Here is a 16,538-nt window from a genome sequence, read left to right on the forward strand (position 1 = left end):
TCCCTTGGGCCTCGTTCAGTGGTCGGACCGGGTACGGCCCGTGCCATGGCGCTCTACCGAGCCGGTCACGGCCGTAACCGCGAGGTCGATGAGCGCGCCGATGAGCGTCGCTTCGATGACGATCCACCAGACCCCCGGTCCCGGCTGCGGCAGCCAGTCCGAGCGGGCCCAGAGCACCTCGAGGCCGTCTTGTGCGACGAGCAACAGCATCACCCCCATCCAGAGGCCGACCCAGCCGCCCCGGATGCCCAAGGGCAGGCGAATGTCGAACAGGGGCACGCGATCAAAGACACCGATCAGCCCGACCAGCGCCCCCAGCATCACCGCCCAGAGCACGACCCCCCAGACCAGCATGGTCTCGGAAGGAGAGGTGGTCGTCAGCAGCGCCGGGGCCAGCAGCCCGAACAGCAGCCCGAGCGATTTGGCCAATGCCACGCGTTGCATCAGCGGTGTGAATGTCATGTCAAAGCCCTCCTTGATTTCGATACTGGCCCCTGCGCGCGCACCGTGCCTTGATCTGGATCACCCCTCCTGCAGGGTTTCGAGGTAATCGGAGAGCGCCACGAGGGGCTGCGGCGTCGGCGTCAGGATCCCGTCGCCGGTGTCGACATGCAGGGTCGGGCCGGTGAACCGCTCCGAGAATTCGGGCATCACCTGGTTCGGGTCGCCCTGTCGAAAGTAGCCGTCGATATAGGACATCACATGGACCGCCGGGAACGGCTCGTTCGAGGCGCGCAGCCGGGTCAGATCGGCGGGCGGGCGCGGCAAGCCTGCGGCCATGGGCCCGTCGCCCTTGCCGCCCGCGCCGTGGCAGGAGGCGCAGTTTTGCATGAAGAGCGCCTCGCCGGTAGGTAGCTCCGGCTCGGGCATGGCGCAGGCGACGAGGCCCGCCGCCGCTGACAGGGCCGTGGCCGTGATGATCCGCTTCATGTTCTGCTCCTTGCATCGCCTCCGCGCGGGTCTTGGCCCGCCGTTGGCCCACCCCTCTCCCGCAAAGCGCGAGACCGCCTTGATCTGGATCAATCCGGGGGGCGGCGTCGCTTGATCGGGATCAAGGCGCAGGATGGCGCCGCCCGCCAATCTCCGTGCAACCAACCGAGAGGAGAGACCCGCATGTCCCATGGAACCGTCGCCGTCATGGCCACAGATGCCGCGCTTGACCGTGGCGCGATCGCCACCGCGCTCGCGCTTACCGAGCCCGAGGAGGCGCATCTCGATATCCACTGTCTCGGCATCGAGAGCACACCGCCCGACGCCTTCATGGCGGGACCGGCCTTGATGCTGACCATGCCCGACGCCGATAGCGCCGTCGCGCGCGCCGAGGCATTGGAGCGCGAGCTGCGACCGCTCATCCCCGCCCACCGTGGCAACGTGCAGCTGCACCGGCAGCATGTGCGCGAAGGGTTGATTGGGCAGCAGGTGGGCGAGTTGGCCCGCTTTGCCGACCGAGTCGTCGCCACGGCGCCCTATGGCCCCGAAGCGCGCCCGCTTCAGGTCGCGGTGCTGGAGGCGGCGCTGTTCGGAGGCGGTCTGCCGGTGATCGTCGTGCCTGATGGAGGGGCCGAGATCGCACCGCGTCCGGAGCGGCTCATGGTCGCTTGGGACGGCAGCCGCGAGGCGATGGTAGCGGCGCGGGCCGCGCTGCCGATGCTTCGCCGGGCGCGGCTCGTCGACGTGGTGATTGTCGATCCGGAGGTGCAGGTCGGCGACCGTTCCGACCCCGGCGGCGACATCGGGCTTTTTCTCGCGCGCAACGGCGTGCGGGTCGAGGTCTCGGTGCTGGCGCGCAGTCGGTTCCGCAACTCGGAGGTACTGCGCCGCCACGCGATAGATACCGGGGCCGAGGCCGTGGTGATGGGGGCCTATGGCCACTCGCGGCTGCGCGAACAGCTGTTCGGCGGCACCACGCGCGAGATGCTGACCGACGCGCGGCTGCCGCTAATCCTCGCACGCTGACCTGCGCGCCCCGGCCCGCGCATGGGACGGGGTGCGCCGCGACAGTCGGCTATCGCAGGACGCGTGGCGGTGCGGTGTCCCGGCTGTCGGTGTTCAGGCGGATCACGGCCCGTCGGTGCTTGTTGCGCATGACATCGAGCACCTCGACCGAGTGGCTGCGCACTTCGGTCAGGCGGCGGATGCGCGAGCCAGGCGAGCCGATCGGGCGCAGGCTGTGCTGGCGAAGATCCGGCACGAAGGTGGCGGCATCCTCCAGCGCCCGCTCCAGATCCTCCTCTGCCTCGAGATAGGCGCGATACGCCCGGATCAGGGCGCGGCGGGCGGTTGCGGCGTCGGGGTTCATCCTCGGTCCTCCTCGAAACAAGGTGACTCTGACCCCGATCAGGCCAAAATGCCCGGCCCCTGTCAACGATGTTGATAAACGGTTTAGGTGCCGGCTCAGATCGCCAAGGCCTCGTCGCCGGTCTCGGTCCTGAGCCGGCCCAGATCGGGGATTACGATCCTGCGCTTGCCATCGAGTTCGATGACGCCTTCGCGCCCGAGCTGGCTGATCTGACGGCTGACCGTCTCGATCGTCAGGCCAAGATACTCCGACATCGCTTCGCGCGTGAGCGGCAGGTCGAGCTTGATATCGCGGGTCCGGGGCGCGAGATCGAAGCTCGCTTCGCGCTGCGCCACCGACACCAGAAGGCTGGAAATACGCTCGCGCGCGGTCTTGCGCCCGAGCACCAGCATCCATTCGCGCGCCGCATCCAACTCGTCGAGCGTCATCTCCAAAAGTCGTCCCGCCACATGCGGCATGTCCACGAGAAGCCTCTCGAACGGGGCGCGGCGAAAGCAGCACAGGGTGACATCGCTCGCCGCGGTGATGTCGTAGGGGGTGGAGATCCGACCGGGGCGTCCGATGAAATCCGATGGCAGCAACAGGCCAACCATCTGCACGCGCCCGTCCTCCAGGGTTTGCGCCATGGTGGCGATGCCCGACACCACCGAACCCACGAAGCTCAGATCGTCGCCGGCCCAGACGATCTTCTGCCCCGCCTCGTAGCGCCGATAGAACTTGACCTCCTCGAGCCGCGCCAGCTCGGCCTCGTCGCAACGCGAACAGACGGCACGGTGACGGATGCCGCAATCAGCGCAGCGCAGGTCCAATCTCGGGGTCATCGTGGATCTCCTCGGGAAGGGGCAGGCTCACGATACCACCAAACGGCGATCCGCCGTAGCCCCTTCATGCCGCAACGCGGCGTGGGAGGCTCTCAGCGGCCGGGATTCCGTGCCGCCGCCAGTGCGCGCAGCAGGTCGCTTCGACTGAGAATTCCGACGATCCGCCCGCCATCGAGGACCGGAAACCGGCGATACGGGCTGTCGATGAACCGCTCGGCCGCCGCGAGAATGTCGAGATCGGGCGGCAATCCGACCACTGGCGCGTGCATTGCATCGCCGACAAGGCCGCCCTGCCCCGCGTGGTATCCGGCATGAAGCGCCGCGCGCAGGCAGTCCTTTTGCGACAGCATGCCGACAAGCATGGCCTTCGCATCGAGGACCGGCACGCCGGAGATGCCATGAAACAGAAGGACATGCATGGCGCGCAGCAGCTCCGTCTCGGGTGTCACCGTGATGACCTCGCGCGTCATGACGTCCTCGATGCGCAGCAGCGGTGTCATCGCGCGGCCTTGCGCGGACAGATCTTGCGGCAACCCGCGCAAGGCGCGCCGCATCCCCCGCGCGGCGGCCCGCGACCGGTCAACAGGCCGAGGCCCAGCCCCGCCATCGACAGCGCGATCAGAAGGAGAACGAGAAGGAGCGTGATCATGCGCATATTCTTTCAGCCGATGAGATGAGTCTCGAGGCCACCGGTCGTGGTCTTCGAGCCGCTTGAGTGCACGAACAGCGCTGCGATACTTGCCGCGCGGGCGACACGCGGACCGTTATTCGGACCCAGAGCGAGCAATCCCGTGGCCAGCGCATCCGCGCGCAGGCCGGTCGGTGCCAGAACCGAGACTTGCGACAGCCCCTGCGCCGCCGGACGCCGCGCGCGCGGATCGATCACGTGGCTCGTCTCCGCCTGCCCGCGCAGGCCCTGCGGCGCATGGGCCGAGGTCGCCAGCGCCATCTGCCCCGGCGCGACCACGCGTAACGCCGTCGCCCTAGCCGCGCCCGGGCGCTCTATCGCGACGCGCCACGGGCGGTTTGCGGGGTGGTGGCCGAGTGTCGCGACCTCGCCGCCAATTTCGACCAGCGCATGCGCAATGCCGAAATCCGCGATCCGAGCCACCATCAGGTCGAGAGCGTGACCCTTGGCGAGGCCGCAGGGATCGAAGGTAAGATCGGCATGGCTTTTGCGCACCGCGCCTTCTCGCAACTCGAACCGCCCCTCGTGCGCGATCGCGCCGTCGATGCGGCCGAAGCCGTAGCGCGCCACGAGCGGCCCGACGCGCGCGTCAAAACCGCCTTGGGTGAGCAGCCGCACCGCCTCGGCTTCGGACAGACAGGCGAGGGTTGCCGCCCCCACCGATCGCCAGCCCCCCGCGCCCGCGCGATTGAGAGCCGAGAGCGGGCTGTCGTCGCGCCAAGGCGACAGCTCGGCATCGAGGGCGGCGATGAGGGTGGTCGAAATCCTTGTGACCGCCTCTGCGTCCGCCGAGATCGGCAGGACGCAGCGCCAGTAGCTGCCGAAGGCGGGACCGCCCACCGAGGTCGTGGCCCCGGCCCCCGCCGCCGCCCTCGCCGGACCGGCCAGCAGCGCCGCCCCCGCCCCCGTCAGAAAATTCCTGCGCCGCATCAACATGGCTCAGCTCCCGAAATCGTCGAAAAAGATGCGTTCCGGCGGCACGCCCGCCTCTTCCAGAGCCGACATCACCGCCGCGATCATCAAAGGCGGGCCGCAGAGATAATACTCACAGGTCTCGGGCTCGGGGTGATCGCGCAGGAATCCGTCGCGCAGTACCGCGTGGACAAATCCCACCGGCCCGTCCCAGCTGTCTTCGGGCCGGGGCTCGGACAGCGCCGCCGTCCAGCGAAAGTTCGCGTGTTCCTCAGCGAGGTCTTCGAACTCCTGCGCATGGAGCAGGTCGCCGCGGCTGCGCGCGCCGTACCAGAAGCCGATCTTTCGCCCAGTGCCGCGCGCCTTGAGCTGATCGTGGACGATCGCCCGGAGCGGCGCCATGCCGACGCCGCCGCCGATCAGCACCATTTCGCGCGCGCTGTCCTGCGCGCGAAAGCTGCCGAATGGCCCGCTCGCAGAGACCTTGTCGCCGGGCGAGAGTTGAAACAGCCATGATGACACGAGGCCGGGCGGCGCGCCGGGCCGGTCGGGCGGCGGCACGGCGAGGCGGATGAGCAGGACGATCCGCCCCGCCGCGAGGTCTTCGGGCGGGCTGGCGATGGAATAGGCGCGGCTCACCGGCTCGGGTGAGGCGACGCTCAGCCCGCGATAAGCCTGCCATTCCACTTTGTACTTGTCGGGCACGGCGATCCGCGCGAACTGCAGATCATAAGGCGGCGCGCTCACTTGCAAAAATGCCCCGGCCACGACCCCTTGGGTCACGTCGGAGGGTGCCGAGAGCACGATCTCGCGGATCAATGGCGTGAGATGCCGCGCCTCCATGACCTTGCAGTCAAAGCTCTGCGCCGTCAGCAGCGCCTCGGGCACCTCGACGGCGATCGGCTCGCGCAGCACCAGCTGACAGGCCAGATGCAGGCCGCTGTTCCGCTCCGCGCGCGACAGCCGGGCGGTCTCGGCGGGCATGGGGGCGGGGCTACCTTCGGTCACGCGCACCCGGCAAAGGCCGCAGGTGCCCGCCCCGCCGCAAGCCGCCGGCAGCAGGATGTCATTCTCGGCCAGCGCCTCCAGAAGCTTGGTGCCAAAGCGGCTCTCAAGCCCCGTGCCGCCGTTCACCGCGACCGCAATCGCGCGGTCGGGCACCATGAGCCACCGCGCGAGCAGCAAGGCCGCGCTCAGCGCCAGCACGATCCCGGTCAGCAGCACGACACCCGCAAGCACCCCCGTCATCGCACCAGCCCCCCGAAGCCCGCGAAACCGAGCGACATCAGACCGGTGACGATGAAGGCCGAACCCAACCCCTGCAGCCCCTGCGGCATGTCCGAATAGCGCAGCCGCTCGCGGATCGCGGCGAAGGTGACGATGGCCAGCGCCCAGCCCGCACCGCTGCCGACACCCCAAGCGATGGCCTTCACAAGGTCATAACGCCGCTCGACCATGAACAGGCTGCCGCCGAGGATCGCGCAGTTCACTGTGATCAGAGGCAGAAAGACGCCCAGGGCGCGGTGCAACGCGGGCACGAAGCGGTCGAGCAGCAACTCCAGCAGCTGCACCATCGCGGCGATGACGCCGATGAAGACGATGATCCGCAGAAAGCCCAGATCGACCTGCGGCAGCCCGGCCCAGCCCAAGGCGCCGGGGGCGAGCAAATATTGGTGGATCAGCGCGTTCACCGGTACGGTGATGGACTGCACCACGATCACCGACAGGCCGAGGCCAAGCGCCGTCGACAGGCGCTGTGACACGGCGAGGAAGGTGCAGATACCCAAGAAGAACGATAGCGCGAGGTTGTCGGTGAAGATCGCGGCGATGAGGATTTCGGTCATGGCCCGGCCCCCGTCTCATGACCGACGAGGCGGTGGTCCGGATGCTCGACCTGTTCGGGGCGCGCGGCGCGGATCGCCCAGATCATCAGCCCGATGATGAAAAAGGCCGAAGGGGCCAGCTGCATCAGGCGCAAAGGCACGAACCAGCCGCCCTCCGTCGTGGTCGGCAGGAGCGGGAGGCCCAGAAGCGTGCCTGAGCCCAAAAGCTCACGGATCGTCGCCACGACCACCAGCACGAGGCTGTAACCGAGCGCGTTGCCTAAACCGTCGAGCACCGAGGGCCAGACAGGGTGATGCATGGCAAAGCTTTCGGCCCGGCCCAACACGATGCAGTTGGTGACGATCAACCCTACGAAGATCGACAGCCGTTGGCTTATTTCATAGGCATAGGCGCGCAGCACCTCGTCGATGACGATGACCAGCGTGGCGATGATGGTGATCTGAAGGATCAGCCGAATCGACTGCGGGATATGGCGGCGGATCGCGCTAATCAGCCCTGAGGCCACGCAGAGCACGAAGATCAGCGCCGCACACATGGTCAGCGCCGTGACAAGCGAGGTCGTCACCGCCAGCGCCGAGCAAATCCCGAGGATCTGCAGCGTCACCGGGTTGGACCGGATCAGCGGGTCGGTGAGATGTCGCGACAGGCGCATCAGCCCAGACCCTCCTGCCGCAACCGGCTGAGGAACGGGCCATAGCCCCACGGCCCCATCCAGAAACGGACCATGTCGGCGATGCCGCGGCCGGTGCGCGTGGCCCCGGAAATCCCGTCTACCTCATAGGTGCTGCTTGCGGTGCCGCGCACCACGTCGATGCGGATTGCGCCGGTTTCGTCCGCGATCTGCCGTCCGGGCCAGAGCGCCTGCCAGGCTTCGCTCTCAATATTGGCCCCAAGGCCCGGCGTCTCGGCCTGCTCGATCACGGTCAGCGCCGCGATGGTGTTGAGGTCGGGCTCGAGCGCCAGAAGCGCGCTGATGGTGGATTGGTAGCCCGCGCCGCGCACCGGCAGCACCACCAGCATCGGCACGCCGTCGCGCTCGAGGAGATGCACAAGGGCCTGCGCCTCGCGCCGCTCCAACCCGGCGGTGTCGGCCTCCTGTGTCAGGGCGATGCTGGTCTCAGGGTCGCGGGCCGCCGCCTCGGGGTCAAAGCCCCCCGCCTCTCCCGGCAGCATCCGCCCCGTGTCGAGATCGACGAGGCGGGTCTGCAACTCGGTGACCCCCAGCTCCTCCATCACCGCGCGCAGGCCGGGCAGCTCGTCGACCATCGCCTGCATCCGCAGCTGCCGCGCCGCCTCGACATTGGCGATCTGGCGCGGGCGCAGCGTGGTGGCGGCGGTCGAGACGGTGATGGCCGAGGCCAGTGCCACCAGACCCGCGATGCCGAGCGCCTTCATCGGGTCGTCGTTAGAACGGGCGAGAAATCGCGCCCATGGCCCTCGCCGCCTATCCATGGCGCAGCCTCGCGCGCTGCTCGTCGATGGCGATCACGCCCGCGTCGATGAGCGGGGCAAAGATATTGGCCAGCACCACGGCGAAAATCACGCCCGCCATGTCGAGCGCCGGCAGCGCCGGGCTGCCGAGCACGGCGGCCAACCCACCCAAGAGCAGGCCGTAGATCCAGTGCGCCGGCTCCGTGACCGGCGTGCCGAAGGGATCGGCGGCAAGGAAGACGAGGACAAACAGCGCCGGTCCGACAAGTTCCTGCGACCCGCTCCAGAACAGGGCCACGAGAGCCGCGAAACCCGCGCCCCCGGCCAGCACGACGCGCCATGGGGCCAGCCCCGACAACAAAAGGAGCCCGGCGCCCGGCAGCGCCGCCCAAAGCACGGCGGGGCCCGGTATAGCGGGGACGAGAGTTGGAAAGGAGAAGCTAAGAAAGGCGAGCGCCAGCGCCCCCGTGCTCAGAAAGCCGAAGCCCGGGCCGCCGAAGATCAACTCTCCCATGACAAGCGCCAGCGACAGGGCAAGAGCCAGCTGCCACAGCGCCGCCTCAGGCGGTGCGAAGAGCGCGAGGATCAGTGCGGGGAACAGCCCACTCAAGAGCAGGCCCCTGCCCCGCAGTTCCGCGAACAGGAATGACCAGCCGAGCGCGATCGAGGCCGCCACGAGGGCGACCGATAACGCCGCTCTGCCGTCGATCAGCAAATGCACGAACATGGGGGGCGCGAGGGCGACCAAGCGGTAAAGCCCGCAACCCCGCGCCGCCTGCGCCCTCAGGGTCGAGAGGCCCGCGAGGCTCATGTCTCCGCCTCCAGCTCGTCCAGCACGCGGCGCAGCAGCGCGCCGTAGTCCGATCCGCTCGCGCAGATCGCCGTCGCGGCGCGCATATCATCCTCGATCAAATCGAGGCAGCCGAGCCTGCGGGCGGCCTCTGCGTCGCCGATGCTCAGCGCCCGCAACAGCGGGATCGCCCTGATCCCGGCGGGCAGGGCCGCGCGCAACGCCGGAATTGGCACGATCGCGCCGGGCACTTGGGCGCGCGGCGCGACGGCATCGGGCGCAGGCTGCGCGATGTTTGTCTCAAAGCGCCCGAGCCAGCGCCGCGCCTCGAACGGGGTCTCGGGCAAAAGGAGCAGCGACCCCTCGTCCTGCTTTCGCAGGATCTCTTCAAGATCGGCACCGAGGCTGGTGCGAACAAGGCGCCCCAGACCCCCCTTTCGCGCGATCACGACCAGACGCGACTGATCAAGGATGCCTTCACCCAAGAGCCGCCCGATCGCGATCACCGGCTGGCAATCGATGGTCCAGACTTCACCGGAGCGCGCGACGCTGTGGCCGCGACACACCCGCGCGCCCATGCCGCCCCGGCCGGTGGGTTCGGTCTCAACCCACAGCCGCTCGGCCGGGGCCGCCAGAACCGCGCCGCCGTCCTGACACAGCACGACCCGCCCCCGCGTAAGGGTGCGGAGAGCCGAGAGACCGCGAGCCAAAGCGCCGGGTTGCTCCTGTGCCGCCTGAACGCTGGCAGCAGGCGGCCCGCCCAAGGCATCGACGAAGATTGCGTCGGGTCGGCTGTCGGGATCGGGCACGCGGCCAAAGGGCCGGGTCCGGAATTCTGGCCATATACCGTATGCGAGCAGCGTCTCGCGCAGGTCGTTCCCCGGTGTCGCCGAGGCACTCCATGCCTCACCGCCCCGTGTCCGGATCAGGATCCGCTCGATCCGGCGGCCATACCCCTTGTCGATCCGCTCCACCCGACCGGGTGCCGGCGACACGACGCGGATCCCCGGCCGGTCCCGGTCCGACAGCAACGGCGTGCCGACCTCGACCGCGGCGCCCTCCTCTACGCAAGTTGCAAGGCGCAGACCCCGAAGATCGCGGGCCAGCAGCGCCACATGACCTGTTCGGGCCATCACCACCTCGGGGGCGGCGGGTATATCACGCGGAAGGCTGAAGGCGATCATCAGGAACTCCGGGTCAGGGCCTGCTCCCTCAATCAACCTGCGAGCGCATGGCCGCCTTGATTCAGATCAAGGGGGGACAGAACGGCCCGCATTACCCTCCCTACATCGGTCATCCTCAATGGGAGTGACGTCATGCACCGCGCCGCCATCCTGCTGCCCGCCCTGCTCGTGGGCGGCTGGTCTCCGCTGCCGCTTTCGGCGCAAGAGGCCCCCGAGCCCACGCCCGAAGAGATCGTCGAGGACTGGCTCGCCTCCTCGCATGCCCACGCAATGTCGGAGGCCTTTCGCCACTGGGACGCCGAGGGCGAGATCCCCGGTGCCTGCGCCACCTGCCATTCGACCCCCGGCTTCGTCGATTATGTCGCTTCGCCGATGGCCACCGTGGGCGTGATCGACCACCCTGTCCCTACCGGCACCGTCGTCACATGCACCGCCTGCCACGACCCGGCGGCGGCACAGTTGCAATCGGTGCCGTTCCCGTCGGGCCAATCCGCGTCGCTCGAGAACGGATCGACGGTCTGCACCGTTTGCCATCAGGGCCGTGCCTCGGGCGCAAGCGTCGAGACGGCGGTGACCGGGATGGAGGACGACAGGGTTTCAACTGATCTCGGCTTCATCAACATCCACTACGCTGCCGCGGCGGCGACGCTGATGGGATCGGAGGCGGGCGGCGGCTACGAATACGAGGGCAAGAGCTATGCGGGCCGGATCGCCCATGTGCCCGATCTGAGCGACTGCGCAAGTTGCCATGACCCGCATGAGACGACGATCGAGATCGAGGATTGCACCACTTGCCACGCGGGGGTGACCGACCTGCGCGCCATCCGCACCTCACTCGCCGATTTCGACGGCGACGGCGATACCGCCGAGGGCATCGGCATGGTCACGCAGCAAATGCAGAACCGGCTGCTGGACGGGATCACGCTTTATGCCACGGAAATCGCAGGCACGCCGATTATCTACGCCGAGGATGCGTTCCCGTATTTCTTCGCCGATCTGAACGCCGACGGCCGGGCCGATCCGGATGAGGCGATGCGCGACAACCGATATGCGAGCTGGACACCGAGACTGCTCCGCGCCGCCTACAACTACCAATTCGTCACCAAGGATGGCGGAGCCTTCGCGCACAACCCGCACTACACGCTGCAACTTCTCATCGACAGCCTTCAGGATCTGTCGACGGTCGTATCGCTGGATACCGAGGGCCTCACGCGGCCCTGAGGTAGATACCTTCCGACCTGTGAGGCAGAAAGCCCATGCGATGACGCAGCGCCGCTAGGCCAGTGTCGCGCAGGGACACACGCCACCCTGCATCGGACGGCGCGCGGACATGGGTTTGCGACCCCTCTGAGCGGCCCGGTTGGGATCCCGAAGCTAGCAGGCGACCCATTTGCCGTCCTCCGCCGAGGAGGACACGCAGGCCGCGATGAAGCGCATGCCGTCGAGCCCGTCGGACAAGCCGGGCAGGCCGTCGGGCATCACGCCGGAGGTGATGGCATCGGCGGCGTCGGAATAGAGGCTGGCAAAGGCTTCGAGATAGCCCTCCGGGTGCCCCGCCGGTATCCGGGCCGCGCCGTCGAACCCCGGCCCGCCCCGCGTCAGCAACTGCGACGGCTCCCCCAAACGCGTCAGTCGCAGACGGTTCGGATCGGCATGCGACCAGTCGAGTCCGGCCTCTGAACCCAGCACTCGCAGCCGGATGTCGTTGTCGTGCCCGGGCGCGACCTGACTGGCCCAGAGCATACCGCGCGCCCCGCCCGACAGCCGCAAAAGCGCCTGAGTGTCGTCATCGACCCGGCGGCCCGGAACGAAGGCGGTGAGCTGCGCCGCGACGCTCTCGATCGCGAGCCCCGAGACGTAGCGCGCCAGATGCGCGGCGTGGCTCCCGATGTCGCCCACCGCACCGCCCGCGCCGGAACGTGCGGGATCGGTGCGCCATTCGGCCTGCTTGCCGGTCTCTTCGCGTGCGAGCCAGTCTTGGGCGTATTCGACCTGCACCACCCGGATCTCTCCAAGCGCGCCCTCGGCCACCAACCGCCGCGCCTCCCGCACCATCGGGTAGCCCGCATAGGTGTGGGTGAGGATGAACAGCGCATCCGAGGCCTCGGCCACCCGCGCAAGCTCCTCGGCCTCGGGCAAGGTCGCGGTGAGCGGCTTGTCGCAGATCACATGGATGCCCGCTTCGAGAAAGGCGCGCGCGGCGGGCAGGTGCATGTGATTGGGGGTGACGATGGCGACGGCCTCGATGCCGTCGTCGCGCGCGGCCTCCTCGCGGGCCATATGCGCGAAATCATCGTAGCTGCGCGCCAGCCCCAGCTCCCGCGCCGAGGCCTCGGCGCGGGCGGGGTCCGAAGACAGCGCCCCCGCCGCCAGATCAAAGCGCCCGTCGAGCCGCGCGGCGATGCGGTGCACGCCCCCGATGAAGGCCCCCTGCCCGCCGCCGACCATGCCGAGCCGGATGCGCCCGCTGCTCACGACCCCAGCCCCAACATGGCGCGGATCTGCGTCCGGTCGAGGCCGCCACCGGCGAAATCGTCGAAGGCGTGCGGCGTTGGCTCGATAATATGCGAAGCGATGAAGGGCGCGCCCTCGGCCGCAACTTGCGCGGGCGACTTCAGCGCGCATTCCCATTCCAGCACCGCCCAGCCGTCGTAACCGTGATGCGCCAGCCGCGAGAAGATACCCCCGAAATCAGCCTGCCCGTCGCCAAGTGAGCGGAACCGCCCAGCCCGGTCGGCCCAGTCAGCAAAGCCCGAATAGACGCCCTGCCGCGCACTCGGGTTGAACTCCGCGTCCTTGACGTGAAAGGCGCGGATACGATCGTGATAGAGGTCGATGAAGCCGAGATAGTCGAGTTGTTGCAGCACGAAATGCGACGGGTCATAGGCGATGTTGGCGCGGCTGTGCCCGTCCACCGCGTCGAGAAACCGCTCGAAGCTGGTGCCGTCCATCAGATCCTCGCCGGGATGCAGCTCGTAGGCGTAGTCGACGCCCACCTCCTCATGCGCATCGAGGATCGGCCGCCAGCGTCGCGCCAGCTCGGCGAATGCCTCTTCGACCAGGCCCTTGGGCCGCTGCGGCCAGGGGTAGAGATAGGGCCAGGCCAGCGCGCCGGAAAAGCCGAGCTGCACGTCGAGGCCGAGATTGCGCGAGGCGCGCGCGGCCTTGACCACCTCGCCCGCCGCCCATTCGGCCTGCGCCTCGGGCTTGCCGCGCAGCGCCTCGGGCGCGAAGCCGTCGAACTGCGGCGCATAGGCCGGATGGACCGCGACGAGCTGGCCTTGGATATGGGTCGACAGCTCGGTGATCTCGACGCCCGCGTTTTCGCAGACGCCCCTGATCTCGTCGCAGTAGTCGCGCGAGGTGGCCGCGAGGTCGATGTCGATGAAGCGCGGGTCAACGGGGATCTGGACCCCCTTGTAGCCCAAGCCCGCCGCCCATCCGGCGATGCCCGCCAGATCGTTGAACGGCGCGGCGTCGCCCGCGAACTGGGCCAGGAAGATCCCCGGCCCCTTGATCATGGAAGCCATTGTGCCGCTCCTTATGCTAGCAGGGCTTGTGCTGCCGCGATGTCGAGCGGCGCGGGCCGTTCGCAGTCGGTTTCGATCTCGACGGAGCGCCGCTCCTCGCCCGCCTGCAGGATCGCGGTCATTACCTCGACCACGTGCAGCGCGTAGGCGTCGTTGCAGCGATGCGGCCGCCCCTCGACGATGGCCTGCGCCATGTCCGCGAGACCGGCGCTGCGATAGTCGGCGACCATGCCCTTGGGGATCTCGCGGTTCGGCGGCCCAAGCGGGTGGTCCCAGCTAGGCAACTCGGCGGGCTCGTCGCGCTTGGTGATCCGCAGCTCGCCGTCGAAGAAGTTCGGGTCGGGGATGTGGATCGTCCCTTCGGTGCCGTATAGCGCCATCGGTGCGATGTCGGACTGCCACACGTCCCAGCTCGCCATCAGGGTCACGACGGCGCCGGAGCAGAACTCCAGCAGCGCGTGGATCGTGGTCGGCGTCTCGACCGGCACGGTCTCACCCTCGCGCACGCCATTGCCGATGGTGCGGGTTTTCGAGGGCGTCGAGGTCAGCGCCGAGACGCGGGCGACCGGGCCGATCAGCTGCACGAGATTGGCGATGTAGTAGGGCCCGAGATCGAGGATCGGACCGCCGCCCTTCAGGAAGAAGAAGTCGGGGTTCGGATGCCAGCTCTCCATGCCGGGGCTCATCACCGCGCAGGTGCCCGAGGTGATCCGACCCACCGCGCCCTCGTCGATCAGGCGGCGCGCCAGCTGGTGCGACGATCCCAGCACCGTGTCGGGGGCCGAGCCGATGCGCAGCCCCTTCTCGGCGGCGAGCTTCGCCAGCGCCCGGCCCTCCTCCACGGTCAGGACGTAGGGCTTCTCTGAATAGACGTGCTTGCCGGCCTCGAGCGCGCGGGAAGAAATCTCGAAATGCGCGGCCGGGATGGTGAGGTTGAGGACGAGATCGACCTCCGGATGAGCAAGCAGCGCGTCGACGCTCATCGCCTCGACGCCGAACTCCTCGCCGCGTGCCTGCGCGGTGGCGGGGTTGATGTCGGCCACGGCGCGGAAGCTGACGGCGCCGAAATTGCTCGCGCGGGAGAGGTAGGAGGTGGAGATGTTGCCGCAGCCGATCAGGCCGATGCGAAGCGGGTTGGTCATGGGTGCGGTCTTTCTCAGAGCTTGGCGAAGCTGTCGCGCGCGGTGCGGGCGAAGCGATCGAAATCATTGGGGTTGTCGTGCTCGGCCACGAGGATCTCGCAAGCCGACTGCGTCTTCAGCGCGGCAAGGATTGCGGGCCAGTCGAGCGTGCCGGTGCCGGCATCGGCCCAGCCGTCCTCGTCCGCCTTCTCACCTTCGGGCGCGATGTCCTTGAAGTGTGCTGCGGTGATGCGCTGCCCGTGCCGGGCGATCCAGTCGAGCGGGTCGCCGCCGCCGCGCACGATCCAGGCGATGTCAGCCTCCCAGTCGATCATCGGCGCCGCCTCGAGCAGGATCTCCATCGGTACCGACCCATCGGTGAGCGGCGTGATCTCGAAGTCATGGTTGTGCCAGCCGAAAGCAAGATCGCGCGCGGCCATGGCGGCGTGGCAGCGGGCGAGGCGCGCGGCGATCTCGCGCCAGCCCACGGCATCGGTGGGACGGTCCTCGGGCATCAGGAAAGGCGCAAAGATCCGGGTCGCGCCGAGCACGCCCGCAAGTTCGGCGACGCCGTCGGGGTCGTTTTCGCACATCTCGAGAGCGACATGGATCGACGGCATGCTCAGCCCAGCGGCATCAAGCGCCGCGCGGGTGGCGCGGGGGTCGTCGAAGTTGCCGCCGAAGCCTTCGGCCGCGTCGTAGCCGAGCGCGCCGAGGCGGGCGATGACATCCGCATAGGGGGTGGCGTTGCGCGCGGAGTAGAGTTGCAGCGAGAGAAGCATGTGAGTGGTCCTTTCGGAGATCAGAGACGCAGCTCGGTGGCGGCGTCGAACAGGGAGGCGCGGGCCGGGTCGAGCCCGATGGTGATGCGGTCGCCGCCCCGGATCGGGGTCTGGCCGTCGATGCGGATGCGGAAGTCGTCCTCGCCGAGCCGGGTCCAGAGCAGCGTGTCGGCCCCCATCGGCTCGACGATCTCGACCGTGACCTCCGCGCGCACCGGGGCGGTGGCCGCAGCCTCGCCCACCAGCACATGCTCGGGGCGGATGCCGAAGACGGTCGCGCCGTCCTTGGGCGATGCCGCGAAGTCGTAGCCCGTCATCGGCACATTCACCGCGCCCCGGAATGCGGTGCCGCGCAGATCGCCGCGCAGCAGGTTCATCGGCGGGGCGCCGATGAAATCGGCGACGTAGAGGTTGGCGGGGCGGTTGTAGATCTCGAGCGGCGCCGCGAGCTGCTGGATCACGCCGCCCTTCATGATGGCGATGCGGTCCGCGAGCGTCATCGCTTCGACCTGATCATGCGTGACGTAGATCATCGTGCTGTCGAGGCTGTTGTGCAGCCGCTTCAGCTCGACCCGAAGCTCGGCGCGCAGCTTGGCATCGAGGTTCGACAGCGGCTCGTCGAAGAGGAACACATCGACATCGCGGACCAGCGCCCGGCCGATGGCGACGCGCTGCCGCTGCCCGCCCGAAAGGGCCGCGGGCTTGCGCTTCAGGAGCGGGCCGAGATGCAGGATTTCGGCAGCGCTGGCGACGCGCTTAGCGATCTCGTCCTTGGGCAGCCGCGCGTTCTTCAGGCCGAAGCTGAGGTTCCCCTCCACCGTCATCTGCGGGTAGAGCGCGTAGGACTGAAACACCATGCCGATGCCGCGCTCCGACGGCTCGGCCCAGGTGACGTTCTTGCCTTCGATGAAGATCTGGCCGCCGGTCGGCTCCAGAAGCCCCGCGATGCAGTTCAGGAGCGTGGACTTGCCGCAGCCCGAGGCACCGAGCAGCACCAGGAACTCGCCCTTGTGGATGTCGAGGTTGAGGTCGCGCAGCACCGAGACGGCGCCGAAGTCGAGTTGCAGGTCGCGGATCGAGACCGACTGGCCGTCGAGCGCGGGATGGGACTGGTCGAGCATGGCGTATCCCTTCC

Annotated in this window: 20 protein-coding genes; 2 read left to right on the forward strand and 18 right to left on the reverse strand. The window is 68.4% G+C overall.

Annotated elements, in window-relative coordinates:
* Positions 1-15: 15 nt before the first annotated feature.
* Both AADJ02_RS09350 and AADJ02_RS09355 read right to left on the reverse strand, forming a co-directional pair.
* Complete coding sequence (locus tag AADJ02_RS09350) at positions 16-462, reverse strand: hypothetical protein (RefSeq protein ID WP_341212732.1); 447 nt, start codon at positions 460-462, stop codon at positions 16-18.
* 60 nt (positions 463-522) lie between these two features.
* Positions 523-930, reverse strand: coding sequence for a cytochrome c (locus tag AADJ02_RS09355; RefSeq protein WP_341212733.1), 408 nt, complete (start codon positions 928-930; stop codon positions 523-525).
* A gap of 183 nt (positions 931-1,113) precedes the next feature.
* Between AADJ02_RS09355 and AADJ02_RS09360 the strand changes: the two genes are divergently transcribed.
* Positions 1,114-1,956 (forward strand): universal stress protein, encoded by an 843-nt coding sequence (locus AADJ02_RS09360; RefSeq protein WP_341212734.1) that lies wholly within the window; start codon positions 1,114-1,116, stop codon positions 1,954-1,956.
* A 49-nt stretch (positions 1,957-2,005) separates the two neighbouring features.
* Here AADJ02_RS09360 and AADJ02_RS09365 read toward each other — a convergent pair whose 3' ends face one another.
* From AADJ02_RS09365 to AADJ02_RS09415, 11 genes are all read right to left on the reverse strand, one after another.
* Complete coding sequence (locus AADJ02_RS09365) at positions 2,006-2,299, reverse strand: hypothetical protein (RefSeq protein ID WP_341212735.1); 294 nt, start codon at positions 2,297-2,299, stop codon at positions 2,006-2,008.
* A gap of 95 nt (positions 2,300-2,394) precedes the next feature.
* The gene (locus AADJ02_RS09370) at positions 2,395-3,120 is read right to left on the reverse strand and encodes a Crp/Fnr family transcriptional regulator (protein WP_341212736.1); all 726 of its coding nucleotides are present in this window, start codon (positions 3,118-3,120) and stop codon (positions 2,395-2,397) included.
* A 92-nt stretch (positions 3,121-3,212) separates the two neighbouring features.
* Complete coding sequence (locus AADJ02_RS09375) at positions 3,213-3,620, reverse strand: CBS domain-containing protein (RefSeq protein WP_341212737.1); 408 nt, start codon at positions 3,618-3,620, stop codon at positions 3,213-3,215.
* Positions 3,617-3,769, reverse strand: a complete 153-nt coding sequence (locus tag AADJ02_RS09380) for a hypothetical protein (protein ID WP_341212738.1) — start codon at positions 3,767-3,769, stop codon at positions 3,617-3,619. The genes AADJ02_RS09375 and AADJ02_RS09380 overlap by 4 nt, the downstream gene beginning before the upstream one ends.
* A 12-nt stretch (positions 3,770-3,781) precedes the next feature.
* Complete coding sequence (locus tag AADJ02_RS09385) at positions 3,782-4,744, reverse strand: FAD:protein FMN transferase (protein WP_341212739.1); 963 nt, start codon at positions 4,742-4,744, stop codon at positions 3,782-3,784.
* 3 nt (positions 4,745-4,747) lie between these two features.
* The gene (gene nqrF / locus AADJ02_RS09390; protein WP_341212740.1) at positions 4,748-5,968 is read right to left on the reverse strand and encodes an NADH:ubiquinone reductase (Na(+)-transporting) subunit F; all 1,221 of its coding nucleotides are present in this window, start codon (positions 5,966-5,968) and stop codon (positions 4,748-4,750) included.
* Positions 5,965-6,564 carry an NADH:ubiquinone reductase (Na(+)-transporting) subunit E gene (nqrE, locus tag AADJ02_RS09395; RefSeq protein ID WP_341212741.1) on the reverse strand — a complete coding sequence of 200 codons (600 nt, stop codon included), beginning with the start codon at positions 6,562-6,564 and terminating at the stop codon, positions 5,965-5,967. Before nqrE ends, nqrF begins: the two co-directional genes overlap by 4 nt.
* Positions 6,561-7,217, reverse strand: a complete 657-nt coding sequence (locus AADJ02_RS09400; RefSeq protein ID WP_341212742.1) for an NADH:ubiquinone reductase (Na(+)-transporting) subunit D — start codon at positions 7,215-7,217, stop codon at positions 6,561-6,563. The genes nqrE and AADJ02_RS09400 overlap by 4 nt, the downstream gene beginning before the upstream one ends.
* Positions 7,217-7,960, reverse strand: coding sequence for an NADH:ubiquinone reductase (Na(+)-transporting) subunit C (gene nqrC / locus AADJ02_RS09405; RefSeq protein ID WP_341212743.1), 744 nt, complete (start codon positions 7,958-7,960; stop codon positions 7,217-7,219). The genes AADJ02_RS09400 and nqrC overlap by 1 nt, the downstream gene beginning before the upstream one ends.
* A 49-nt stretch (positions 7,961-8,009) precedes the next feature.
* Positions 8,010-8,807, reverse strand: coding sequence for an RnfABCDGE type electron transport complex subunit D (locus AADJ02_RS09410; RefSeq protein ID WP_341212744.1), 798 nt, complete (start codon positions 8,805-8,807; stop codon positions 8,010-8,012).
* Positions 8,804-9,970 carry a hypothetical protein gene (locus AADJ02_RS09415; protein ID WP_341212745.1) on the reverse strand — a complete coding sequence of 389 codons (1,167 nt, stop codon included), beginning with the start codon at positions 9,968-9,970 and terminating at the stop codon, positions 8,804-8,806. Before AADJ02_RS09415 ends, AADJ02_RS09410 begins: the two co-directional genes overlap by 4 nt.
* 132 nt (positions 9,971-10,102) lie before the next feature.
* Here AADJ02_RS09415 and AADJ02_RS09420 point away from each other — a divergent pair, with 132 nt between their 5' ends.
* Positions 10,103-11,191 carry a polyheme membrane-associated cytochrome C gene (locus AADJ02_RS09420; protein ID WP_341212746.1) on the forward strand — a complete coding sequence of 363 codons (1,089 nt, stop codon included), beginning with the start codon at positions 10,103-10,105 and terminating at the stop codon, positions 11,189-11,191.
* A 153-nt stretch (positions 11,192-11,344) separates the two neighbouring features.
* Here AADJ02_RS09420 and AADJ02_RS09425 read toward each other — a convergent pair whose 3' ends face one another.
* Genes AADJ02_RS09425 through AADJ02_RS09445 form a run of 5 tightly spaced genes read right to left on the reverse strand, consistent with a single transcriptional unit; the run spans position 11,345 to position 16,524 of the window.
* A complete protein-coding gene (locus AADJ02_RS09425; RefSeq protein WP_341212905.1) occupies positions 11,345-12,418 on the reverse strand; it encodes a Gfo/Idh/MocA family oxidoreductase in 1,074 nt (357 codons plus the stop codon).
* Positions 12,419-12,441: 23 nt separating this feature from the next.
* Positions 12,442-13,500, reverse strand: coding sequence for a sugar phosphate isomerase/epimerase (locus AADJ02_RS09430; RefSeq protein ID WP_341212747.1), 1,059 nt, complete (start codon positions 13,498-13,500; stop codon positions 12,442-12,444).
* An 11-nt stretch (positions 13,501-13,511) separates the two neighbouring features.
* Positions 13,512-14,642 carry a Gfo/Idh/MocA family oxidoreductase gene (locus AADJ02_RS09435; RefSeq protein WP_341212748.1) on the reverse strand — a complete coding sequence of 377 codons (1,131 nt, stop codon included), beginning with the start codon at positions 14,640-14,642 and terminating at the stop codon, positions 13,512-13,514.
* Between the two features lie 14 nt (positions 14,643-14,656).
* Positions 14,657-15,403, reverse strand: a complete 747-nt coding sequence (locus AADJ02_RS09440; RefSeq protein ID WP_341212749.1) for a sugar phosphate isomerase/epimerase — start codon at positions 15,401-15,403, stop codon at positions 14,657-14,659.
* A gap of 20 nt (positions 15,404-15,423) precedes the next feature.
* Positions 15,424-16,524 carry an ABC transporter ATP-binding protein gene (locus tag AADJ02_RS09445; protein ID WP_341212750.1) on the reverse strand — a complete coding sequence of 367 codons (1,101 nt, stop codon included), beginning with the start codon at positions 16,522-16,524 and terminating at the stop codon, positions 15,424-15,426.
* Positions 16,525-16,538: the final 14 nt, after the last annotated feature.

Source organism: uncultured Limimaricola sp. (assembly GCF_964022235.1).
Taxonomy (GTDB): Bacteria; Pseudomonadota; Alphaproteobacteria; order Rhodobacterales; family Rhodobacteraceae; genus Limimaricola.